General features: G+C 44.6%; 17 protein-coding genes. 1 reads left to right on the top strand and 16 read right to left on the bottom strand.

Annotation, left to right across the window (positions count from 1 at the left end):
- Positions 1-640 precede the first annotated feature (640 nt).
- The 16 genes from AC0YNS_RS26955 to AC0YNS_RS26880 form a co-directional block, all read right to left on the bottom strand.
- Positions 641-1,999 carry a hypothetical protein gene (locus tag AC0YNS_RS26955; RefSeq protein ID WP_475784024.1) on the bottom strand — a complete coding sequence of 453 codons (1,359 nt, stop codon included), beginning with the start codon at positions 1,997-1,999 and terminating at the stop codon, positions 641-643.
- A 650-nt stretch (positions 2,000-2,649) separates the two neighbouring features.
- Entirely contained in the window at positions 2,650-3,894 is a 1,245-nt protein-coding gene (locus tag AC0YNS_RS26950) for a hypothetical protein (RefSeq protein ID WP_475784023.1), read from the bottom strand.
- A 341-nt stretch (positions 3,895-4,235) separates the two neighbouring features.
- Positions 4,236-4,703 carry a hypothetical protein gene (locus AC0YNS_RS26945; protein ID WP_475784022.1) on the bottom strand — a complete coding sequence of 156 codons (468 nt, stop codon included), beginning with the start codon at positions 4,701-4,703 and terminating at the stop codon, positions 4,236-4,238.
- Between the two features lie 97 nt (positions 4,704-4,800).
- Entirely contained in the window at positions 4,801-5,508 is a 708-nt protein-coding gene (locus tag AC0YNS_RS26940) for a hypothetical protein (RefSeq protein WP_475784021.1), read from the bottom strand.
- 86 nt (positions 5,509-5,594) lie between these two features.
- Positions 5,595-7,493: a vWA domain-containing protein gene (locus AC0YNS_RS26935; protein ID WP_475784020.1), complete on the bottom strand. Its 1,899-nt coding sequence runs from the start codon at positions 7,491-7,493 to the stop codon at positions 5,595-5,597.
- Between the two features lie 66 nt (positions 7,494-7,559).
- Positions 7,560-9,026 (bottom strand): AAA family ATPase, encoded by a 1,467-nt coding sequence (locus tag AC0YNS_RS26930; protein WP_475784019.1) that lies wholly within the window; start codon positions 9,024-9,026, stop codon positions 7,560-7,562.
- 101 nt (positions 9,027-9,127) lie between these two features.
- Positions 9,128-10,189, bottom strand: coding sequence for a Rad52/Rad22 family DNA repair protein (locus AC0YNS_RS26925; protein ID WP_475784018.1), 1,062 nt, complete (start codon positions 10,187-10,189; stop codon positions 9,128-9,130).
- Entirely contained in the window at positions 10,155-10,763 is a 609-nt protein-coding gene (locus tag AC0YNS_RS26920; RefSeq protein ID WP_475784017.1) for an NYN domain-containing protein, read from the bottom strand. The genes AC0YNS_RS26925 and AC0YNS_RS26920 overlap by 35 nt, the downstream gene beginning before the upstream one ends.
- Complete coding sequence (locus AC0YNS_RS26915; RefSeq protein ID WP_475784016.1) at positions 10,760-11,230, bottom strand: hypothetical protein; 471 nt, start codon at positions 11,228-11,230, stop codon at positions 10,760-10,762. Before AC0YNS_RS26915 ends, AC0YNS_RS26920 begins: the two co-directional genes overlap by 4 nt.
- A gap of 934 nt (positions 11,231-12,164) precedes the next feature.
- Positions 12,165-13,133 carry a replication-relaxation family protein gene (locus tag AC0YNS_RS26910; RefSeq protein WP_475784015.1) on the bottom strand — a complete coding sequence of 323 codons (969 nt, stop codon included), beginning with the start codon at positions 13,131-13,133 and terminating at the stop codon, positions 12,165-12,167.
- Between the two features lie 163 nt (positions 13,134-13,296).
- Entirely contained in the window at positions 13,297-14,196 is a 900-nt protein-coding gene (locus AC0YNS_RS26905) for a 30S ribosomal protein S1 (RefSeq protein ID WP_475784014.1), read from the bottom strand.
- Positions 14,197-14,559: 363 nt separating this feature from the next.
- Positions 14,560-16,026, bottom strand: coding sequence for an HNH endonuclease (locus AC0YNS_RS26900; RefSeq protein WP_475784013.1), 1,467 nt, complete (start codon positions 16,024-16,026; stop codon positions 14,560-14,562).
- 110 nt (positions 16,027-16,136) lie between these two features.
- A complete protein-coding gene (locus AC0YNS_RS26895; protein WP_475784012.1) occupies positions 16,137-16,610 on the bottom strand; it encodes a helix-turn-helix domain-containing protein in 474 nt (157 codons plus the stop codon).
- Between the two features lie 240 nt (positions 16,611-16,850).
- Positions 16,851-19,268 carry a type IV secretory system conjugative DNA transfer family protein gene (locus AC0YNS_RS26890; RefSeq protein ID WP_475784011.1) on the bottom strand — a complete coding sequence of 806 codons (2,418 nt, stop codon included), beginning with the start codon at positions 19,266-19,268 and terminating at the stop codon, positions 16,851-16,853.
- A 1,103-nt stretch (positions 19,269-20,371) separates the two neighbouring features.
- Entirely contained in the window at positions 20,372-21,004 is a 633-nt protein-coding gene (locus tag AC0YNS_RS26885) for a hypothetical protein (protein WP_475784010.1), read from the bottom strand.
- Between the two features lie 892 nt (positions 21,005-21,896).
- Positions 21,897-23,309: a hypothetical protein gene (locus tag AC0YNS_RS26880; protein WP_475784009.1), complete on the bottom strand. Its 1,413-nt coding sequence runs from the start codon at positions 23,307-23,309 to the stop codon at positions 21,897-21,899.
- Positions 23,310-24,414: 1,105 nt separating this feature from the next.
- On the opposite strand from AC0YNS_RS26880, the gene AC0YNS_RS26875 reads away from it, so the two are divergent.
- Positions 24,415-24,711 (top strand): hypothetical protein, encoded by a 297-nt coding sequence (locus AC0YNS_RS26875; protein ID WP_475784008.1) that lies wholly within the window; start codon positions 24,415-24,417, stop codon positions 24,709-24,711.
- The last annotated feature ends 10 nt before the right edge of the window (positions 24,712-24,721 follow it).

Raw genomic sequence — 24,721 nt, 5'->3', positions numbered from 1 at the left:
GGGTCTTAATAATACCCACACATAACATCCTGAGCCGCTTGGCGGATGCAATTAAAACATAAAATGAAGTATGCTCTCATTTTATCATGTTTAGCCATTTTCTTTCAAGTTAAGATAATAAGGCTAAGCCTGATTAGATGTATATATGATTTAAGATTAGTACCTACTAAAACAAAACCTATTAGGACCGGTTATCAACTCTTTTATCTCATATGGGACAAGGGATTCGAAGGATGCTGTGAATATTAATTTAGACATCCGGCAGTATTATGATATTAATTTAGACTCTTTGAGATAGTGGTTAAGAAAATAGAAAAATACCGCAAATTTAGATTTTCAACGAGCTTAGTCTACTTCCATTGTCCACAAATCCAGAGTAATTAGTCACAATACACAGGAACTGTCTAAAAAAATAACCAATATCACCAAAATGACTAGTGCACGGGGGAATGAATTTCTTAAATAATAACTTTTAATAAAAAGTCAAAGGGCAGTCGTCGTCAGATTTACTGAAACTTGGCTGCCCTTTGGTTGAAATAATGGTTTAACCCTATGTTTTATCTAATAGATAAACGATCTGGATTTTGTAGATTGCCATATACTATACGACAAATAGCCCCCCATTTTACAGGGGAGCGGATTAAGACGCGATGTGCGATTTATTATTCATTTTGGATTTCAACTCTATTAGGAAATCTTCCAGATAGAATTCATCATCTGCCGGTGTTCCAGGTCGAATTTTCCTGAGTGAATAATGTGGATCATCAATTTCCAGCTGGCGGCCGAATCGTTTGCGAAGAAGCGGGATAGCAGTGGCACAAACAGATTTGAATTCACTAACCGTGAACGCCTCTTTTACAGTTCTAAAGAACTGCAGCGGACGAGCATCAGCATAATCTTCCTCGATACCCAGGTAACGATCAGCGCCTGTCTCCTTCAAGATTTCCGAGAAAGCAATGAATGTGCGATCTTTCAATTCTGTCTCAAGCGCACTAACCAGGTTGTAAGGCCCGCCGAAGTTGTTCTGCAGCATTTCTTTAATCCGGATCACAGCAAATCGAAGCGTTTTGATGCTGGCATTACTGAGAAGCCGGACCAAGTCTAAAAAGAGTACCCCTTGATCCAATTGTTCGACTTCACCTATTTTGTACTGGGCAAAGAGAATCCGAAGGCGCGCGACAGTCTTGCTGTACGGAATCTTAGCTTTGGGTACCAGACGGTAATGTGCTCCCTCTTCATGCTTAATGATGAATGCAGGATTAAGGGTACAACGAAGTGACCACCGGCCTAAATCATCTTTCTCCACTGCACTTTGGATGATTAGCGGTTGTCTATTAACTGGTTCTAGTTTTGCCAATGAATTCATGAGCTCACGAATTTGAATTGGACGTGATTTGTGAGTGAGTGTATAGATCCATGAATTCTTATCCAGGTTGATTTTGAACTCTGACCCAACCCGGTCACCGTTACGCGAAACAATATACATATATAGCTTTTGCGATGCGATCGGTAGATCAGTGAAAGCTTTTGAAAATACAACTGGGGAGAAAAGCACAAAACGCCCTGTATCGCGCTTGAAGGGTTCCAGCTTCCATGTGTCAACGACGCCATCTTGAGAAAGCGTAAGGATTCCAAGCTCCTTGAACTTATGGATTTCGGCATAGAACTGTTCTTTCGAACACGGATCCTCGTACTCTTCAACCATCAAACTATACAGTTTGTGTGTGGGGCACCCCGTCAGCGTTCCTTGAGAGTTAAAACGCCGAGAGATCACGATCATCAGTCGAATAGTTGTCTCCGTTACATGGAATTTACGAAGCGGGTGGCTGTTACGGCGGAACATAACTACCTCATCGCTTGCATACATTTTCTCAAGATTGAATATATCAGAAAGAAAGGTATAGTCCACTGAGACAGGGTAAGTTGCACCTTGGACTTTATTGTTCAATTGCATGAAACGCTGCGAGTAGGTTTCGAGTTTGCGTTTGGCTTCTCCCATCGTCTGGTGGACCTCCTTTCTTCACGATTTATATATGGTGGATCTCTTTACGGGCTTGTGAATTCGTTATATAATGAAGCTCAAACTGAATGAAGGCAAAATTAAAGTAGACCTTCATAATCGCAATTTTTGCGAGAAGGCAATTTTATCTTCTGGTTCGCTGCTACTTTCTGTTGGCGCAGATTGTAGCGGGTTAGAAAACTAACATCTTGGGGAAACAAAATCGATGACCGGTTGGCGCCGGGCATTATATCGCAAAATCCGACCTCCGTTGAAGCGGAGGTTTTTGCATTTATTTTCCTTGCTTTTTCGACATTAACATCTATTTCTAAATGGCGCAAACTGGAACTAATGTAGAAAATATCGGGGTTTATTGTAGAGAATATCGGGGTTTAATGTAGAATTCGGGGTTTAATGTATAGGATCTCGGGGTTTAATGTAGATCTCGGGGTTTAATGTAGATTTCGGGGTTTAATGTAGAGAATTTCGGGGTTTATTGTATAAGATTTCGGGGTTTAATGTATAAAATCTCGGGGTTTATTGTAGAAAAGCCGATAAAGATCAAAAAAAATATTTATATCCGTTAAATAAAAATGAAAAACCCCCCTATCAAATGAGAATGAGTTGGGGGGCTTTTTGGTTGGGCTGAGTTATTCAGATCCAGCAGCTACTTCATTAAGAAATCGAAACGATTGCTGAACCGGTCCTGTTCTACCCAATTCACCTATCGGATCCATATCACGATTTTTTGCTGCATACTGCAGTTGAGCTGTATTAGGTCTGACATAGTACATCCAATTACCTGTACCGATCTTAACATCATCAAAATTGCTGATAATGCCAGAAGCACATAACTCTTGGAATGCTTTTTTGATCGACTGGTTCGCACGATGGTCATTGCTGCGGTCCACATCTATGTGGGCTCTTAAAGTCTTGAATTCGAATTCGTAAACTTCCTTCTCTTCTTTACTATACTCATTCAGGATGACTTTATATAAGCTCCGGGCTGTATCCATCGTGAGGTCGTTCATTAGGTACATGTTGATGCTAATAAAATCGCCCTGCTTTAAGGCAGCATGTATGTAATCCTGGAATAGCACCTTGAAACTGGTAAACTTCTTACCGTTTGCCGAAAGCGCTTGGAAAATTCGATGGTATTCGAATGAACTGCTATCGTCAAAATCTTCTGTATTCGAATCCTCGAAAACGATCGAGGTATTATAGATATCAGTCAGACTATTACGAATACTTTCATAGTCTTTTCCGCCAGGCGAAGGTACCTTCATTTCCTCGATTATTTCGCCTACCCCAACATGCATCTCTTTTGGGAATCCACGATCAAGGCAAATCTTGCACAGTGAAGCGAAGACTTTATGATCATAGTCAGTAAGGAACATGCCGTTAGCATTTCTAAAAGTGAGTTGACGGAAGCCCCCTTCTCGCTTCTCTATGATAACCCCATTGTTTTTCTGCAACTTTTCAAGGGTAGTGCGGCGAGGATTATCTACGCTGAAGACAGGATAATCAAGATGTTTATGTAGAACAGGGTGTTCACCCTTTTTAGCGCGGGCTTCTTTCCGAACAACGACAGCTGTATCAATAATCATCATTTTGAGTTCAAGAATAGCTAAATCATAAATCTCGCCGTCATCTAAGTCCGATCCGGACTCCATTGCTTTTATTTGCTTTTCTTTGAGCGTGTTGATACTACGTCCAATGGCAATATAAGCTTTATCCAAATCACCAGAGGTATAATTTACGACTCTACTATATCTATCATTTAGCATGTGTTTAATCATATCTTCGGCCGAGTTTGAAAGAGTTTTATTGGAACTGATAACCTTGTAATTCTCCATTGCTATCTCATCCAATAAGCTCATAAGTTTTTTGCTCATTTGATTCTTGCCTCCTTCCACCAAAGGCTCCTCCTTTCATTCTATCTGTTTGATTCAAACAAGACAATCGCAAAAAGATCCAACAAAAAAACCGCCGGACATGGCTATGCCATGACCCGACGGTGCTTCCGTGAGTTGATATGTAATGAAATTACCATAATCGTACATCTTTCGACACTAGATTGCAACAAGGACTCATACATGTCGAAACCTAGTATCTTCTCATAGAAGGCACGCTGTGACTCACTATATGGAATACTCCAAAGATAATGTCGTGTAGCTTATATTGTGATGGAGGCAGTAAAAAAGTGGGGGACGGAAAATCCATCCCCCACTTTTCGCTAAACATTCTCCAGATTTTGATCCAACTTATTGCGCAGCTCCCTCAGCTCCTGGTGATACATGGAAGCAAGGAGATGAACAGCTTCTTCAGTAGTTTTACAGAACCGGATTGACTCAGCAATTGCCGAGTTGTATCCCGCGCTGTATCTGCAGACAAACAATGTGTTGTCATCGATCTTTTTATAGCGTACGACCTTCATCACCCCGCTGGTGGTTACAAGATAGCTCTTCGTTCCGAAGCAGTACGTCAACTGCAGAACCCGATTCCGAATCATTTCTTGCCAAGCGGTTGGAATTTTCTCGACTATGATCCGCGGCTGAAATTGTACAACTGCAAGAGCAAGCGTCATGCCGGCAAACATGTATTGTCCTGTCAAAATGAATGCTGAGCACATCAGGATATTAACCCAGAATGCTATTTCTATTCTCTTCTCAAAATAGCGGCCAAACTTCGCAATGTTCTTCATTCAGAAGCAACTCCTCTTCATGATTATTGGATTAGTAAACGAAGGTCTATATTGACTCTGACGGTATTGAGCAATGAGCTTATACCGTACGTAACGATTATTCATCAGCCCCGTACTCCATCTCATGCAACTTTACAGCTTGGACAACAGCCTCGATGATTTGATCGTCACCTATATCCTCGGTATCGACATCGAAGACGACATCCTGCAAGATATCTTTGACGAAGATCAGCGTTGTATTGAAGATCTCATCAATGCTGTTCCAATTCATTTCGGTGCCTTCGTCATTGATGGTGAGTTGCTGCGTGGCCATGACCTGGGCAGTGAGTTCATAACGGCTCCAATCGATCGAGCTGCTCGCTCGAGCTTCGAAAGAAACAGGTTCGTTATCATCTACAGCCGGCTCAAAGATGGAGTAACCAATCAAATTAGAGCCGTGGCTGCTGATTAGCCCGCCTTCATGTGTCAGGCTCCACTTACCTTCTCCCGGTTCCCCGTTCAATTTTGCTGCTAAGATGATTGAACCGTCTTCCTCCGGATTGTAATCGCTCTTGCTCCAAACGGTCCTTACATCGCGGATCGCCAGCTCCTCCGTAGGATGGAGACTGATATTCGTATCCGCACCGAAAGAGAACAGGTGGGCAAAGACTTGCGAGTCACCGGATAAGAGAGTTATAGCTCGGGTAATTTCATCCTGGCGGTTTTTTTCTTCATGGGATAAGGAGTTTGATCGCTCTTCCAGCCGATAGTATTCCGCTTTAAGCGTTTCGATTGCACCGGTAAACTGAGTTTTAATAGGGTTCATATATTCTTCGTCTCCTTGTTATTGGATTGGATAACTCTTTAAAGCATAGGAAAGGGAAGCACATGGTGTGCTTCCCTAGTCTAAGACTATCTTCTTTTGCGAATAATTCGCTTTACGTGGCGGGAAAGATCCCGGGCAAGATTCTTGCCGACGTTAATTGCGCCGCCCGGATACATGTGCTGAACCAACTCAAGGATGTCCTGCTGTTCCGGTCCGCAATAAAGGCAAAGAACATCGATGCCCTGCTTCTCCGCCTGTTGCACCATGAGCCTCATGGTATTCTCGTCCTCATGCCGTTCAAAACACGGCATTCCGTCAGAAATCATGATCACCAGCCGAATGCCCTCATTGTACTTGGACATTTCGTTAATCATGTGTTGGAGCGCTAACGTATCCCGATTTCCGTTTTCAGCCTCTATGCCGCCAAGGAATCCTTTCTCTATACTACCGAAACGACCACTTGGTTTTAACGGGAAGATCACGGTATCGTTGTAGTCTGTAAACGCATAAGCCGCATTAGGGATGCCGGCCTTCTCACATGCTGCCGTCATCATAATGAGGGCTTTACGAATTTCGTCAATTACCTTAGAGGTAGTCCCTCTGAAGCTACTGTTAGTTGAGCCCGAGATATCGGCCATCATAGCGATCCGAACCTCTGTACCAGGCGTGCCATTGAGCTTACGTGCAAAGAAGTTTGTTTCGCCAAGGGCCTGGCTGCGCCACATTCTGTTTACCATCACTTTCCCGCTCCGTTGGTTTAACAGCAGCTCGTCGGGTGTTGGTTCACACAATTCCTTCAGAACCTTCGAGGTAAGATCAATATCCCGCTTCATCGTCCGCTCAACGGACTGGTAAAGATGAAGATTCTGGTATTTGTAAGGCATAGACTTAACGGTTGCTGCGAATGACGGTCTTTTCATGCCAGGGTCAATCTCGATCGTAATCTCGATCTCCCCATAGGGACCAATCTCTTCTTCCGCATCGTTTTCGTCTGACTCCGCTTCTTTCGCAGCAGCGCTTAGAGCGCCTGAACAATCGGGAGCCTCAGAAGAGTCTTCGGACTCCTCCTCCCCTTCCGAATCAGTGCCAGATCCGCCGTCAACGTCTTCTGAGTCTTGACCGCCGTCAGGTTCAGATTCATCAGGTTTTTCAGTCGTTTTGATACGAACCTTGACGCGAATGACGTTCTGTTCCACTTCATCCCGATCCCCCCAAGAAACATTGGGGTCGTCATCATCGCTTGGAAAACCGAACATCGGCTCAGCTGGAGATTGCCCATCCGCCTCCATCCACTCCATCAGTGTTGGCCATGTCGCCCGAACGATGTCTGTGGCGCATTCCATACACTCTTTTGTTGTGGATTCGAAGCGGGCTTTTTCGATTAAAGATTGTACCGAGTCGATTAATGCGACTGAATCAGGGTCGAGACCTTCGGGATCAAGCATGCCAAGGGAGCGAGTCATATACAGCAGCCGAAAATCTTGGACGCGGTTTTGTGGGATCATCGGTGCACACTTCCAGTTGTAATTCTTGAACTGAAGGTATTCGTCTACTTCAGGGTGATCGATGATCGTAAAGTTCTCCATGCGACCATCTAAAATGACATTACCGAAAAATTTCGTCCAGTCGCTAGGATACTTGAGATTTGATTCCCAATCCGAACGATTAGGGCTCGAGTATTCTTTTAACCAGTTGATATAATCCTCAATGACATCGTACTCAATATGTCCCCGCTCATGGACGGAAGTTCCCTTCCGGATCACCCGTTTTTCGTCCTCGGTAAACTCTGGTCCCCCACCCGGTCGAACGATATCGTACTTGGAAAAAACGTCCTTGCCATCGGTGTACGATGTAGGCGCATCCGTCCATTGGAAACCGAATTTTCGGCCGCCGAACAGGATATGAAGCCAACGTTTGACGCGAACTCTTTCTCGTTCCTTAATCACTTGTACTTTGTTTATCAAAGCGGTTGCCGTTCTTGACATACCGAATCACTCTCCTTAAATAAATGGGAAAGAGGGACGCTCTCACTAGGAGGTCCCTCAATCATCTCAGGCTACGCCAGTTTCGTAGTCTTCCTCTTCCTTTGTCTTCGGAAGTGCTTTCCAAACCGACATGCGAAGTTGGCTACGAATGGCGAAACGTTCATCTCGATCTTCGCACTTGTTGATTACAAAGTCCTCGATCGCTTCAATCTTGGTCATATCATTGATGCCAAACTCCTTTAGGTACCTGGCAGCATCAATGTAACCACGAACAGTCCGGGATTCATCACCTGCGCCTTCAGTTGCGTAGAGGAGATCAATTTGACTCTTGATGTCCTCAAGCCACTGAAGAACATGACGATCGGTGAGCCCGGATTTTTTCTCTATCAGGAACTTAAAGTCCGCTGTATACGACAGATGGAGAACCGCAAGACGGTCCTTCAGAGCCGCATTAAGCGCCTTAACTCCCGCGTAATGCTCTCCGACGTTGATCGATGCAATAAACAGGTGCTCCGGGTGGCCAGGCACAGTGCCAAGCGGTGTGGAGAGCTGTTTATTGTCGTCATAGACGGAATGAAAGATTGAGGTGGCATCTGGCATCAGCATGTTCAGCTCGGCGAAATGAACCAAACCGCCGTTCATGACGCATGTTGCGTATGCAGTATACTTAAATGCCACTTCAAGTCCTTTGCCAGTCGGCATGTTCTCGCCAACAATTGTCTCGGAGGTATATCCCTTGTGTCCTGTTTGCAGATACAGAGGATACCCCAAAATCCAAGCAATTGTGTTGATGAGCGTATCCTTCCCCGCACCTTTGTCCCCTACAAGTAATAAGGACTTGCCCATGATGATGTGGCGTAGTGCACGCTCCAGCATCTGACCTTGGTATGGTGTCGGCGGAGCTAGAGGCTCAATAGACATAGGCGTAGTGGCAGCTAGATCGCAAACAGCTTTACGCTTTTCTTGAATCTTTACGAGTAGGCGACGATCAACGCTCTGACTATGCAAGTATGTTTCGATTTCCGTCCATCCCACTTTCCAATCTCGCTTTACTTTTGGGTTTGCTACAGAAGCGGGAGTTGGTACAGATGGTGCAGAAGCGGGAGTTGCAGCTGTTACGGTCGGAGCCTCTTCCACTTCTTCAGCGAATGAAGGGATTCCGAAGACATCAGAAACATCTTCGAATTCGGAATCAGGAATAGCTGAAATGAATGTGTTCAGTTCAGCCGGATCTTTTGGGAGAGCGAAGCGATCGATTTGGCTCTTGGCCATATCAGCAACTGCAACAGCACATCCAAGGTGTGGGCACGGGCGTCCACCGGCGAAGGATTCGCAGAAATGTACGTAATCCGACTTACCATTTTTACTGACCCACAAGCTCTTACTGCCGTCTAGGAAATCGATTTTCACGTAGGAAGCGACCTCGCCAGCCTCTAAAATTTCAGCTCGTTTGACCCGAGATACGTAGTCGATCTTTTTTTCCATATATTGCTTTGTTACGATCTCCGGCAACTTGTTTTTCGAAAATTTCATGGTTATGTCTCCTTCCGAATTTGGGGAAATAATCAAAAAGCCAAAGAACCCAGCGGTGCTGAGCTCCTTGGCATTTCTACACGGGGCGTAATTGCCCGAAATTATGCAGCAGTTTCTACTTCGATCTTGCCGTCCTTAGTGGCCAGCGTGACCTTCTGCTGATCTTCACGATACCACCCGTTCGTCTTGACGACGTGGTTAGGCTGGATCTTTCTCACTTCGTCTGCAAGCGCTTTGCCGGCAATGACGGTGACTTCCTTGTTGTTCTCCAATTTCGCACGGAACGTAGCCGATCCATCCGGATTGAACTTTGGTGCATCAAGCACCTTCATACGGATGAGAGTCGGTTTGCTAGCGCCGCTACTAGAAGTGCTGCTGCGGGAACCGCTAGTTGCGGAACCGCTGCCGCCTCCTCTGCCCCCAGTAGATCGGGATGAAGAGCCGCCGTTCCCTTTGCCTGAAGATGTTCCGGTTTGTTGTTCATCCGGAAGGATCGATGTAGGCTCTGAGGATTCGGAGTTTCCCTTATTACTGATGGATGCGCCAGTATCGCCTTGGTTACTGGTAAATAAAGCTCTGATATCCGATTGGAAGATACCTTCCCATCCCTTATCCCTGTAATAATCCCGGTAAGAATCCGGCAGGATTGGGATGCCGTACTTGTGGGCCCCATATTGCTCAACAATTCCATGGGCTGAAACAAGACGGTGATACAAAGGGTTGTTTCCATTATCGAATTTCTTTGGCTTGATTACATCGATAAAGCCTTTAAAGACATCAGAGGCAACACCGAACCAGCAAGCGCACTTTTTGAGCGAATCCGAAACAGCAGACTTCTTACAGTCCATTCGGTCTTGAGCGGTAGGGACTTGGGCTTCACGCATAATGGTCATGGTGTCATTACCGTAATTTACGCGTTCCATCCATTCTTGTCTCGACTCGTTCCAGATCGAAAGACGCCCTAGCAACTCAACGGAGAAATCATCCATGCTTTCGTTCACATCGAAGAACTCATGCCTCCAATCTAGCGGGCCGATGACGTCGTTGAGTCGATCGACCACCCATTGGACACTGACATATGCTTGTCCTTCATAGTTCACTCCATATGCACGATATGGAAATGGTGCATTAAGCTGAAAGCTCAGATTGGTTGTGTGGGACATGTGTAACTCGCTCCTTTGTGTGAGGGGATTTGGATTTTTTTCGGATTAAATGCTTATCCTCAATCAAATCAATTACGTCTTCCAGGTACAGAATGCCGTCCGCCATTTCTTTGAAGAGTCGAGCAGGCTGCTTTCGCCCAACTACAGCAACGACTTTAGATCGAAGCTTCGCTCGCTGGATGGCAGGGACAAGATCAGAATCCCCGGAAAAAACAAAAAGGAGATCGAAATCGTTCAGGCTAAACTCAAACAAGTCTAGTCCAATCGACATATCGACTCCCTTCTCCATCAGGCTGCCGGCGCGGTCCGTAATACAAAATCCTTCATGAACCTGTATCTTATCGCGCTCGAGTGCCTGAAAAAACCGTTTCCGATCGAAATACCTCGTACCGGCTACATCTTTTGGTGGCAGGCTTCCGTAGAAATGGTACCCTACTTCTGCTTGGCCAAAATCTTTCGTGAGCACTTGATGGATCGCACGGTAAAACTCAACCCATGGGCGGATTCCGTGAATGCCAATATCGTGCATTTGAATCATTGCATTGATCTCATCAACCAGGATCGCAGCTTTCATGAGGCAATCACATCCACTTCAAGAGGAATTGTGAGTTGCACTTCATACTTTCCGCTACTGGTTAGAAAATCAAGACGGGCAGCATCGCTAAGAACACCGCGGCCAGAGCGTTTCATGACCTCCAGAATCCATGAGTTAGTAGATTCAATGCGGATCGCTGAAATACGGTATTCGGGATGCGATTTGTTCCAAATGCGGCTCTCCCCATGACTTAGCGTAAATCCGAGAGCCTTAAGCTCAGAACAGGGATACTCTCCATCAAAAATGAATTGCAGATCCAAGCAACGTCCTTGAAGCAAGCTTTGCAGCTCAGCGAACAATTTCGGAACGGTTGCTATGTTTGCAGATTCGATCTCGTGATGTACAATCGTGGTATTGTACCGATTAACCCGAAACTCCGGTATATTCGGTGGCTTAACCTCGACGTGATCCCACATTGTCTTGACTCGTTTCAGATTCCATTCCACATACTCTCTCTCCCTTCAGCTTTTAATTAGTCGGTAAAAATCAACAAAAAAAGAACCGACTCTTCAGCAGCAGATAGAATCTTGAAATCCAAGTGGACTTCATAATCTGCGTCTCAAGAGACGGTTCTTTGAAATTGGGCATGGTAAACCCGTAGATCAATTAATAGAAAGGTGAATCTGACGGTACTCCCTGGGCCGCTTGGCAGGAGCAAGAAATGATAATTAAAGAATGTCCCTATTATACCATGCTGGAGGCTGAGTTGGAAAGAATAGCTGTCATATTTTAAGGTATTTGAGACAACTGCTGTGAAAGTAAAGAAATAGCTTGGTTGAGCCGCGCAGGGTCAACCTACGCACGGCTCGACTCCTTACAGATGAATAACAGAACTCAAATATAAAATAGCTGAGGCAGCCTTACTGCTAGTTTATAAGACATCTCGAAGAGACAGGTTATCCAAAATAAAAACAGTGGCAGCCTTGGACTAGTCCTAGATTGCCACTGTTTATTGGATTATTCAAACTTATAAGAGTAGCAGAGTGGTAATTATTCCGAACTCTACTCCTCAAATGTGGCCATCATAAATCATGCGTTCACCAATTAAAGACTGAAAGTGATTATATATAATAGCTTTGTGATCCTGCGGTACTTCTACTAATTTTGGAGTTTCACTGTAAGGATCTCTTATTCGTAAGATGTGTATCATTTCATTGGTGTCCTCAAATGCAACATACATATTGCCGTCATAATCAAACAGCTTCCTAAAGGAGCATTTTATTGTCTCGTTATTTTCATTTGCTAGAATAAAGTCGACCGTCACTTTTCTCCGTATATTCTCATCGATGCGCGTATTCATTGGTTCACCTATCTTCGGAGAAGAATTCCTGCTAAAAAAGGCTTGATGACTAGAATCCAAACCTTTTTCAGCAATATGTTTTAATCTTCAAAAGCGTCATCATCCGTCTTGTTCAATTCCGAGAAATACGCGGAGGCCTTCATGCCAGGTGCGTCTTCCAGTAGGAACGAAATGGTGCTTGCCGTCATCTTCTTCTCGGAATTGTTATATTCGAGGAAGGTGTCCCGACTGATGCCCGCAAGCAGCCGCTCATCCGTTGTGAAACGGAGCGGGACTTCTGGCATATATTGTTCAGCAATTCGGCTTAGAAGAGGGATCCGGCTTTCGCCGTCGGCGATCAACATGATACGAGCCGGTCGGTTGTGATCCGGAAGTTTGAGATAAACTTGCCGCAAACGAGCAAAGCGTTCAGCTGTTTTTCGGATAAAGTCTTTGCTCGGCCGGAACACTTCTACCCAGAATTGAAGAAAGTCGTTGCGGTCCCGAATTACCTCGAAAGCGGCAACTGGGATATGAAATACCTTTTGATCGACGCGGATTACCGGCCGACGCTGCCATGATATGAGGCGTTCAATTCGGACGAGCTCAGCATATAATTCATTCGCCGCAAGATCAACGAAATATGATGTCATTTCTGGTCCTTGACCTGGTCCGTACTCAACCGGTCGTGCCCACTGTTCCTCGTTTAATTTGCGGTGAAAGAGAATCTCGGCCGCATCGGCACCAACCTTGGTCAGTATGTACGCAAGCGGCTTTTTCCGATCTTCCTTGAGCGGGGTAGCCCATCGGTAGGCACATATAATGCCGCGGCTTCGGCATCGCTTGATGAATTCAATACCGGTCCGGTCGCCAGGTTGGAGATCAGAGAAGAGTACTCTCTCCAGCTGCTTTCTAGTCATCGTTCTGTTTGAGGAAAGCACATCGACTAGCTTTAGGTCGTTCTTCGAAACATCAGCGCCATTCAATTGAGCATCCAGCCAATATCGACCATTCTGCAAACCGAACTTTGGATCGTGGTACTCGATGGTGGCATACGGGTCGGAAAACATCCCGAACCTCTTTCCGTCCGGAAGCAAGAGTTCGGAAATATCCCTCGGGCATACGGAGTCGGTATAGGGGTTCAGGTGCTCAGGCACCATCGGTGAGTTAAAGGGGATCGGTGTCTCCCGCTCCCCCGCTCCTCCCTTCGGACTCTCTTCGAAACTGGTAAGATTACCTTGAACCATAAGAACCGAACTGACCGTAGCGGGCGGTATCCCGCTTCTTGGAGTTTTGGGGAACGAAAGCGACTGCCTTCATGCGCCGACCCGCTGCATCAATTTTCGCAATCCGAACCCGAATGCTTTCTCCCTTTTTGAAAATATGATTCCCACTATAAGGAGGGAAATTTGTCCGGACGACAAGGCCAGGTGAATCAATAAGTTCAACGAACATACCGTGTTCAGGATGAATCTTTGTGATTTCCCCTACGTAGATCCCGTTTACTTGGTAGTTGATGATATTTGTCCATGGATCGACCTGCAGCGTCCGGGAGTCAATCAAAATCTTGCCTTTCTGTTCTTTCGTTGGACGGTTAATACTTGTGACTTTTACAGGAAGCGTATCACCGATTTCGAACGCCTCAGTAAGGTCCTCGTAGAAGACGTAGCCAACTTCAGAGCGGTTCAACTCACATGGAACGCCCTCAACTAGCAAGAACAAAGTATATTGATCGACGCCGCGAACAAACCCTTCGAAAACATGTCCTTCCTGAGCTTCTTTCCAGAAACGCTCCGCCTTCTTTTCAAGAGCTTTCGCACGGTTTGCTAGGAAAATGCCAACTGTTGCTGCTTTGTCGATAATAACTTCATCGATGACAAACTCCAGTTCCCGATCCAAGTAATGTTGGATGCCTCGCAGATTGTAGTTATCTACGCGAGATTTCGGTAGGTAGCCGTATACACCGTTAAAATCGATCTTTAAAACTTCTTCTTTGCTGCCACCAAGCGCTTTGGTTTCAATACCGATCGTGTGGCCAACCATGATTCGGCCTGTACGTTGTGCTTCCTTGATATCTGCCCAGGAGCGCATTGCAGGAGTAATGTCGAACTCCTGCTCAAATTGACTCGACATGCAAAATCACCTTTCCTTCGTGTTGATATAGAGTTAGGTCCGGAAACGCAAAAAAGCACCAGCGCATGGGGGGTCCCCAAATCGCAGGTGCTTCCTGAGATAATCCGGAAATATTTACTTGTGTCCATTGTAAAGCGAACCTATCTCAACTGTCAATTAATTGATTTAATTGTCGTGAGAAAATATAGTCTTTGAAGACCTCATAAAACTTAAACAACAGTCATGGATGGATGAGAAAATAAAAGTTCAGACTACTGCTGTTTTATGAAACCTTTATTTCGAGCTTGATGTGCTTGTTTATTCGGATAGGCAACTTCTCACCCTGAACCGATAGAAGACAAATTTGGTTTCCTTCCATATTGATTACAGACCTTTGTGATAATGGACATAGGAGTGATGGTGGGAGCACAAACAAAGGGCATTTGAATAATGGTCCAACGTCTCGACGTCGAAAGCCGTCTCAGCTGTTCCGAGCGGAGTCACGTGATGGACTTCACAATAATATGTGCCATCATCCTTTTCGATGCGTGGTATGAGAGGATAACCCGTTCCGCAAATTTGGCAATGGTAGTCATACAGTTTTTTGAGCAAAGTCACCATTTTTTTGTTTCTTGCAATCCGTTCAGTTGGACTCGTAACATATTGAGGAGCCGACTGCAATTCTTCTAACTTCTCTAAAATTGCGCCTGTAATCCCAAAACGAGACTGGTATTCTTCTTTATCCAGCCGCTCAAGACCGATTCTATCTAAAAACGTTTGAATGGTTTCGTTGCGACCCCGTAAAAAATAGTATAAAGACCTATACAATCCCTCTTCCGTAGGTAAGTAAACAAACCCGTCAAACGATTGTTCCCGCACAAGTTCCTCATACCTCACCATACGCCGTTGATGTTCTGAAGCAAAATCGCGCTGTCTCCACTGAAATCCGAGCATTTCTGCATATTCCTGAGCACTCTTATCAAACATTTTTGCACGCCGCACCAAACCTGTTTGAACAGTAGACTGGTGAGGGACGCGAAGCACCCCATCGCTTTCTACAAAGGGATACAACTTATTAAACCACTCTTCATCTGTTAACGTTCTTCCATCCATAATCGGGTGAATACTAAGATGATTTAAATACTCATCATAATCAAGTCCACGGACGCTGCAGTAATGTCTTATGTTCATGGTGTTCTCTCCCGATTTTGGCCGATAAAACATCTGGCCTCCGACGTAGACTTGTTCAAAAACACGGCGATGGGCATAATTTATTTCACTAAGCCGATCTCTATCTTTTGATGCAAGGAATTGAAGTGTTTCGAGATCAAAATTGAAATGAAACCTAATAGACCCACCATTTCGATGCAAAAACACCGGACCCATTGGCGCAGCGGTCAATATCGCCATGCTGTCGTCATCATATTCAAAAACAAAAAGGTTCTCCTCGACCATGCTTTTCACAATAAGGCTTTCTTCATCCGTAAGACCAGATACCCTCCAATCTCTTCCTCCCTGTGTAGCTTCAGATAGACGTTGAGAAACTCGCTGCCGAGAAATGCCAAGGAACTGAGCGAGTATAGTTTGGTTGACATCATCGAAATGATTAGTAAGATAATGAACCGAGCTAAAGTCAAAATCCCCCACCACGTTATTTCCTGTGGCCCTACGTATGTAATCAAACCCAAGAGAGCGGATATATTCCTCTATACCAACATCTGGATGATTTTCCCTGAGATACCCGTATATCACACTGTAAAGAGATCGATCCTTTGTGCTTAGCCCTTCAACGATTTTATTAGGATACAAATACGTGAGCCGATCACGTATTATTTGCGAATCACGGTCCATTTTTTCACCCCACTGAGATGATTACTTAGGATTTCTGCATGCTCCTGCGCCGATACAGCCCTTATTGGGAGTATGAAATTAATAAATTACTCTCGGAATAATTCTTGGAATTATGAGTCTCTTATTGCGGTGGGGTTGCCATAGTGGACATACATAGCTGATCGATGGATGTGCCAATACCGTCCGGACTGAAAGACTAAGCCTGCTTCAATATATGGTTGTAAAACAGCGTGGCGTGGGTGACAATCTTGACGGATTGTACCCTTCGAAAGCCCCCACTCATCCTCGGCCTGCTGTGTATTGATCACGCCATTGATCGTCGATTTGTAGGCATCGCACATGACGATAGAGCCGACCATCGTAGGTATGCCCTCTGTCTTGATCCAACCGGAACAATAGCTGCATTGATATGGGAGCTTGCCCATCGTAAAGCGTTCCAACCGCATTTGAGCGTCCCTTATCTGCTGGTCCGTAACCAGTTTCAAAAAGGAGAGTTCCGGTGTTCCGTCAGGCAAGGATTGTAACGCCCGCTTAGAATTCTCCAAATCCTCTAGCTTCTTCTGATATTCGGAGATAAGATCCATAATCGCCCTCCGAACTAAAAACACGAAATCGTGTAATGACTGTTTGATATCGTGTATTGTACCATAAATAACCAGTTTTTGACTTCCCTATTTTGAGTTGAGGTAGGTGAGAAACCGCATGAAATAAGGCGTTTTAGCGCAATATCAGCTGATTTAGAGAAAAGTTATACGATTAGGTAGCGTGAATTTTCCAGCAAAGAGAGACAGAAAAACCGTGCCTCATGGACACGGTTCTCTCATTTACAAATCCTCTTTGTAATCATCGACCTTTGAGATGTTGACATTTGCATATTGTTTTTGCTTGTCAGTGTCAGTGTTCTGCCTATCAGATGCAGCGAGATCATCGAGGTGATCACCAAAAGGATTGACTCTCGGTTTCTCTGGTTGTTGTGCTGAAGCTGGATCAACCGGATGATTCTCTGCAGCTGGAGTGGGAGCACGTCCGCTAGATGATGAGCCGGTACCAACAAGATTATCGTGGACCGACTTTACCAGAGCATCAATATCATCCGGAATGGAATGGATATGCTGCGGTATTACATCTTCCTGCTCATTCTCATTGTTGATCGGATGCTCTGCAAGGATGGGATCAGCTAAAATTCCGGAGTCCTCTGACGCCCCAACTTCTACCTGTTGAGTAGATTCACCTGCCGCGAAGTTCGCTGCGTCCGGATCTGGCCAGTCGAAATTGCCATCTTCATCGTTTGATTCCGGCCACTCTATTAACGAGTCATCATCCTCATCCACAGTATTTGGTTGTGGTGGAGCAGAAGCCGCGGCAGTTTGATTATTTCCATCCTTGATTTCCTTAACTGCTTCCGCCTGAGATTGAGTGGTGGGCTGCTTCGCATTCGGTGTTTCAGATGATACTCCCGCTTCTGCAATGCTATCATCTTGGTTGTTGTCATCGAGCTGACGAACCAAGTAGGAAAGTTGATTGATATTCCCTTTGAACGAAAGCGCCTTATAGTTTTTAGTGGCAAGCTCAATTTTGCCTATATCGATGAATCGTTTTAAAAACTTCGTTTCATTCACGAATTTTCCGTATGACTGAGTAGCCGGCTTAATACTTTCGTCTCTGCCTACTAATTCAACGATAAAATGTTTGAACGGCTGCTCTTTGATCTGTGTTGGCGTAAATCGTGGCTGGAGCGTGCGGGCCGTATTGTATCGGAGTCCACGAGATTGATTAGGCATACTCATTGGAGTCACCGACTCGTTCATGGATTCCTCAATGATAGGTTCTTCCCCGAAACTCTTACTGAAATACTCGTTATCCTTTAACTCACCGCGTCCAAATACCGTCTTGTTGGAGGCATTGGCGAGAATGGTTTCATCATAACCCGGTTTGACATCTCGAAGTTGCGCCAAGTTTTGAATTGCAATGAGTGTTCCGACCAAGTAAGAACGCCCGAGCGTGAGGAAGCGTTGAAATGCTTCGTTAACGTATAACGGGAACTCATCGATCGTGAAGAAGATAGGAATCCGTTTATAGCCATCTTCTTGCTTTGGACGACGGAATACAGCGGATTGCATTTGCCGAATGATGAACTGTCCAAATATAAGGCTGAGTTCTTCGAGCTCCGCAAGCGCACTATTGAACAAGAGGATACCCCCATCATTGAGGAAGGAATCAAGGTCAAGGGTTTCCTCTCCCTCCTTCGCCATAAGGAGTTGGCTAAGCATAGCGTTCAAGCTAATATCCGTTATGTATTTTTTCGCACCGCCGATAAACTTGTCCTTCTTATTCAAAACAACCTGTTTACCAGCATACTTATGACCCTGCGGATAGAGAACCGGAAGTTGACCGCTGTCCTTGCTATTAGTAACCGTATATTCGAGCACGTCGTTTTCGAAGAAGCCGCAGACACGATCATACCTTTCGAGCAAGCTGCGCTCTTCAGGAGTAATGGCTGGGTTTGCCAAATTGTTTTCGATCCACTTACGTACATCTTCAGTCATATCCGCTAAGAAACGTGGCTCGGAATACATGCGCTGCAAATGGGTTATGAAGCTGAATTGATTACCGTAGCGAATTTTACCTAGCATGACATACGCGGCAGCGGTTTCCCCTTGCTGATCCTTGAAGAAAGGATCCTGGTCGCCTGTTAAAGCATCAAGTGTACCGCGCCATGTTTCAGCTGCCGCTTCTAACGGGCCGGCCACTGGATTAAATCGGATCGACTTTACCAGGTCCGTAGGATCAACTACCTTGATCTTACTCTTAGGAATTCCGAGTTTATCGGCAAGCTTCTCTACATCACGGATCAAATCGGATTTCGGTTCGAGAACTACTATACCCATTTTGTGACCTCTGGCTATCCGGATTAAGTCCTGTACGATCCGGATGAGGATGGTGGTACTCGTTTTCCCGCTTCCTGTCGCACCAACAACAAGCTCGTGGAGGAAGCGGGATTTTTCGGACAATACAATAGGCTTGTTCGTTTTCTTATCCCAACCGACAACTATATCGCACATCTTGTTTCTCAATGAGAACGACTGATCCGATAAGAAGGAGAATTCCCACGTATAGAAACGCTTCCTGAAGTCCTCGTTCTTATAGAACTCCTTGGCCACGAAAAAAGCAACGATAAGGCAAATGATAATCGGTATGACCATCAGAAAATCAACAAACCCCTCCATGGTCGTTATTTTCAAATGGGGCTTGTCTTCTACACGAATCTTCGAAAAGTAATCGAAGGTGAACGTGTGGATATACCAAGCGAATAATCCGCAGTACATGAGCGACATTTGTACAAAGGTAATGACCAAGGTGTACTTGCGGCCTCGCTCTGATGTGTAGGATAGAATCGTTTTGTGCCCGCGTTGGATCGGCTGCGTTATGGTGGAATAGCACCATACAAAATAGCAAATGAAGATGCAGCATAGCCATACAAGCGGACGTTGATGGATAGGAAGGTACAGAATACCGAGTCCCTTTGCGATCCAATCCAATTTATCCGGAAGCAATTGAGCGATGGCGTCGGGACCGTTTGCAGCCTGATTAAATTGCATGATGCACAGCATTGCAGAAGAAATGGCTATCGCCGTGTTAACCAGTATGAAAAGGGATACCAAACCGGTGTGAAAATAGAGTCGGTATAGCTCTAGCAACCCCTCTCGCAAGTCTACCCAAATCTTCTGTCCATACGCTGGCAGCAACCCTTTGCCGAAATGATGTTCATCATTCATATAAACTTCTTTAGCCAATAAGCTTCGTCTCCTTCCTCTCTCTCGTACTTGCGATCTCAAATACGACCATCATCCTTTGGGACGACCATATAGTTTAACTCAATATTAGCCGGCAGAAGGACGAGAAACTTGAGCGCCATCATCATTTCGATAAACTCCCTCCTCTCCTTAACCACAAAAAAAAGCACATACTTAGGCCAATGGCCCAAGTAAGTGCTTCTTACTCGCGTGTTGGTTATGAAATTATATACCCCGATTATAACCGAAAGACCCGTGAAGGAACAATCTCCCTTTCGGAAAAATGGAGCGTGACGCTCGACTGACAAGTTGGGTACCTGCAAAAATGCCTCGAGCCGCAGCCTGTACTATACTAAAGATACAAGAAGAAAGGAGTTGAGGGACGATGGTGTTTTTCCTCGTAGTGGCATGTATTTTCGGCATGATATCAGCTGTAGACAACTAAATTATTGGAGGTAGACGATGCGTCTCACTTACTGGCGCAAGAACAAGGAAGACGATCTTCCCTTGCGCTAGCACTGGTACCCTCTCCACTATCCAGTACGTGTACATTACTCAGCCTGAAGGTTGTTAATGATATGTTGAATTACTTTTGCGTCATTTCCAGATCGAAGTTGGGCGATAAAATCCATTGTCAGTATGGAAATGAGTTCCTCAAGGGACATATGAAACTTTGGCTCAATTAACGATAGATCCAATAGGAATCCTTCACCTCGGAAAGCGACATGCCGAGCAACCTCCAAACGAATGATTACCCACTTCACCTTCCTTGCGACCACACGTTCACTGAGTTTCCAATGATTCGGCGATACTTTCAAAAATTCCTCGACTTTTTGATACTGCCGCAGATACCTCTCCCGCTTCTGTGCTAATTTTGCGGCAAGTTGCTTCTGGTTGACTCCCTTTACAATTGTGACTAGGAAATCTTGATACAAGATTGCGATCAGTTCATCGACACGAAGGTAAACATCATCACCGGCCATATCTATGATATCCCCAACGAACATCTCAGCTCTCACATAATCATGTTGCGGTAGCCGCACATTAAGCTCTACTTTGGCATTTCGATGATTCTCAGACGATCCAAGGAGCGCATCTAAAAAGCCGCCGAGTATCCCTTTTCGCGGTGAGGATAATTCTTGGAGGCGTCTAGAGATGAGATTCAACTTACTAAGAGGTTTCAATCGAAACCACCACGCTGCCGTAATCCATGCATAACAAGCCGTGTTGCCGCTTCCCGCTCCGACACATCGTTGGTAACCGCAAAATCGAACACCTTCTGATAATCAAGCTGAGTTGGTTTTACGTGTACGTAGATCTTTGTATCGTGATAATCGTATTCGGGTAGGATTCTGCATGAAGATAAAGATGATACCAATAATTTGGTCGCATACTTCGTTGAGGCTAACTTCGATTCTTTGGCTAATCGGCGAATTAGAGCTTTTTGGTTTAGAGTGACGCAGATCCGGATATCATGGGTTTTATCGCTCCGCGGTTTCCTTTGTCTTGGTTGTTCCTTTAACTCTACCGGGTTCTCGGGTTGCAAGTTAGGTTTGCCCAAGAGTTGCTTATTCGCTGAAGCGGGAGTGGGCTCTCGAAAAATTGGGTTAAGGTTCACAGTACATCTCTCCTCCCTATCGTCATTATGACCCTCTTACCTCCATTAGCTCTAGGGCCACTCGTCCGTTTGTCCATTTGTCCATCATTACTAGACAAGATATGAGAGCAGCCGGGGGAATATGCTTAAACCTCAAGAGTTATGGCAATAATGGATTAATAGAATTGGACCAGGGAGGGGATTTTTATGGCAAAATCATCATCGATCACAAAAGAACAAGCAAGGATATTTGCTGAACTAGCAAAAAAAGCTGCTCATAGCACCGGGATCAGGATAAAAGCAAAGCCGGTTAAGTAATCGGTCTGAAGCGAAAAAATGGATCGTTCTCGCGCTGCTGCTGAGGAAACGGGTGTTGATGTGTTCATAATGTTCCCCGTGCCTGACCAGATAGGGGCATATTCATTATGAGCAAAACAAAAGACGGTGCTAAGAATTGAATCTTAACACACGTCTTGGTTTTATATCTTCAGATGAAGTCCATAGGTGAGCGGGTTTATCACTGATTCACTGATCATCGGCTTAAGAGATTCATCGTACCAGGTTCCTTGTTCCGTACCATACCATATCGATCTGGCTAATACAGCTTTTTCCTCGTTTGAGCATCCATCAATTTGTTTAGGAACCCCGATAGGCGAGCCGTCCTTGAAATAAAAGACTGGCACGATTTCCTTAACCCGCTTTATCTCATCCGGGAATTGTGACCATTTACTGAGAAAGTCTAGTACTCGGCATAATCCCTGTGATTCATATCCATCGAACTTTTGAAACAGATAAATCTGGACCCTATTGGGATTGTTCTCGGTGATTACAAAATGTGGGATCCAACCAAGCACATCACTAGCCATCACTTGTAAAGGTGTGATAGGATCCTGATCTTGATCGTTATTCCTGCCATTCCCCATATGTACCGTCCCCAAAAACCCCATATCAGGCTTAGCGGCTCCCTCTACCCGCTGCTTCATCTTTAGAAGCATACCGTTCCTCTCGGTAAAGGAACTAAGCGTCTGAAACAAATTCTCCGAATTGCAAACAAGCATATTCATGTAAGAGCTGTAATTCATCAAGTTGGCTTGATAGGCATTGAAGAGAGAAATCCACCTTCTGCCGATCTTCGTTGTGGCATTAGTGAACACAAGGATAATTGGTGGCTTGGATGATTTCGTTGCTGTTGCTTGCGCCAGGTAACCTCTGTAGTTCTCAAACTTGAGCGACAATTCGTTTGTGTTCTCCGTAGACCGATCAATCTCGATCCACGAATGGAACCCTGGAGTTGGATTCTTTTTCTCCTGCCGGAATCCGTAGATCTTTAGCTCGCCGTCCGGCCTGAACTTTATTGAGTCACCACTTTCGAGGTTATAAGTTTGAGCAGCGTACACATTGTCTACATAGTCGATCTCATTCATGAACGTGAATTGAGGGCTTAGGAACTGCATTCGAATGAAAAAATTAACGGAGTCCAAATGATGCTCGAACCGTTTTGGAAAATCGAAAAAGTCGATGGATAGATCGCCAAAGTCATCATCCCAACCTGTTCCAAAGTGGAGCGGGTCAATATCAAGATGATCCTTAACGACGCTTAGCTTCTCGGTATCCAGTGTGTAGACGGATAACTTGCGAGCAGTGACCTTGTATAATTGCGATCTTATAAAGTTGAACCGTTCGAGTCGAAGTATTTCCTTTCGAATACGAGAATACTTTGCGGTGTAGTTTTTCCTCCAAGCTGAATCGTTTTTAGGGTTAAGCGGAAACGTGTTTGTCACCAGCTCAGGATAGATAAGAAAAAGGATCTGCTCAGTCGTAAGGAGCCGGAACCGATATAAATTTTGGAGGATTGAGTCCTCGATTTTATTAAGTTCAAAATTACCATCCAAATAGAACCGCATTATTTAACCTCTACTTTCAAGTCAATGTAAGTACAAACTAACTCTGGTTAGGAGTAGCGTCTCACCATTGTCGTTTTCATTGTCATTTACGTTATCACGATAAAAGCCTTGAAGTATATGGTATTTATGTACCTATGGCTCATGTGACAACTATTGTGACAACAGGTTCAACAATCCAGATGATAATGTATAACTCATTGTTGTCATGACCATTGTACCTATCCATTGTCATATCTAAAGTAACTTCAATTGGGTGGAGCTATTGTTATGAACGTTGTGACTTCAATTGTAATTAATCAGAGCTATCTCCATAAAATCATCATAGGCTAAGTATTCATCACATGGGGATAGCTTCTTTACCTCAGCAGCTTCTACCAAAGAGATTAAAACGGGCCTTGTCCTTTTGACGAATGACGACTCACGTTGGGTCTCATTTGGGCTGCGTTCTACCACCACCACTCTATTTTTGTTCCTATTAAAATCGAATTAAGTTAATTCAGATCCCATTAATTCTTATCAAAAATTATAAATTTTTATCAAAATGCCCTTCTTCATATAGATTCTTTCGTAATCTGCTTTCAACCACCAACTGGAATCAATTCGAGCGTTTTTAGCCCTAGAACGATGCCTGATAGACTGAAGGTGACCAAAAGTTAAGTTGACAGATATGATATTAGTTCAAAACTATTCTGTTGCCTAACGCAACGTAATATAAATGCAATATACCCTATTATATATAGGGTAAGAGGAAAACGAGCATAGATTACGCGGCGTAACGCAACGTAATTTAATCAACATAAAAGCCTTGAAACATAAGGGGTTTGGCTTCATCGTAAGTAGATTAAGCGTCGTAACGCAACATAACGCGACGTTAATAATTGCTTCTATAGAAATTTTAAGTTGCGTTACGCAACGCTAATTAAGATAATAATCATAGAAATATGGCTACATATGGCTATCCTATTATTGACAGGCTGAGAGATGATAGCCCATAATTATAATCACGAAGCGTAACGCAACACTAATGCTGAACAATTGTTTGCTCTGGCTCCTCGAATACGGTGCCTAACGCAACAATAAGGAGGTGCAATTCTTGCATAACGATTTTCTTGAGTTTCCGCCAGAGATCGTGGACTTTATGGGTAAACGGATACCGCGGGAAATGATCGAGGTTTTTAGAGTCATATGGAACAATAGGACTGATGGGATTAACTGGACTGATCTTGTTAAGGAGATCGGGGATAGATACAAGGTGGAGAAGGCTTTACTCGTCTTGGAAACTGTAGGATTTGTATCGGTAGGGGCTACCATGAACAAACGTGAGAAAAAATACGTCCCTCATGAGTTGCGTGGCATCCAGTTAGCGGAATACATACGAGATAATTCTTAATTTATTTAGG

Source organism: Paenibacillus sp. J22FR21 (genome assembly GCF_056269135.1).
Note: the sequence above shows the minus strand (reverse complement) of the source record. Positions and strands in the feature narration are given on the sequence as shown.

Excerpts from the sequence above, each read along its gene's own strand:
- AC0YNS_RS26955 (WP_475784024.1), bottom strand. The coding sequence starts at position 1,999 with ATGGGAGAAGCCAAACGCAAACTCGAAACCTACTCGCAGCGTTTCATG.
- AC0YNS_RS26950 (WP_475784023.1), bottom strand. The coding sequence starts at position 3,894 with ATGAGCAAAAAACTTATGAGCTTATTGGATGAGATAGCAATGGAGAAT.
- AC0YNS_RS26945 (WP_475784022.1), bottom strand. The coding sequence starts at position 4,703 with ATGAAGAACATTGCGAAGTTTGGCCGCTATTTTGAGAAGAGAATAGAA.
- AC0YNS_RS26940 (WP_475784021.1), bottom strand. The coding sequence starts at position 5,508 with ATGAACCCTATTAAAACTCAGTTTACCGGTGCAATCGAAACGCTTAAA.
- AC0YNS_RS26935 (WP_475784020.1), bottom strand. The coding sequence starts at position 7,493 with ATGTCAAGAACGGCAACCGCTTTGATAAACAAAGTACAAGTGATTAAG.
- AC0YNS_RS26930 (WP_475784019.1), bottom strand. The coding sequence starts at position 9,026 with ATGAAATTTTCGAAAAACAAGTTGCCGGAGATCGTAACAAAGCAATAT.
- AC0YNS_RS26925 (WP_475784018.1), bottom strand. The coding sequence starts at position 10,189 with ATGTCCCACACAACCAATCTGAGCTTTCAGCTTAATGCACCATTTCCA.
- AC0YNS_RS26920 (WP_475784017.1), bottom strand. The coding sequence starts at position 10,763 with ATGAAAGCTGCGATCCTGGTTGATGAGATCAATGCAATGATTCAAATG.
- AC0YNS_RS26910 (WP_475784015.1), bottom strand. The coding sequence starts at position 13,133 with ATGTTTTCCGACCCGTATGCCACCATCGAGTACCACGATCCAAAGTTC.
- AC0YNS_RS26905 (WP_475784014.1), bottom strand. The coding sequence starts at position 14,196 with ATGTCGAGTCAATTTGAGCAGGAGTTCGACATTACTCCTGCAATGCGC.
- AC0YNS_RS26900 (WP_475784013.1), bottom strand. The coding sequence starts at position 16,026 with ATGGACCGTGATTCGCAAATAATACGTGATCGGCTCACGTATTTGTAT.
- AC0YNS_RS26895 (WP_475784012.1), bottom strand. The coding sequence starts at position 16,610 with ATGGATCTTATCTCCGAATATCAGAAGAAGCTAGAGGATTTGGAGAAT.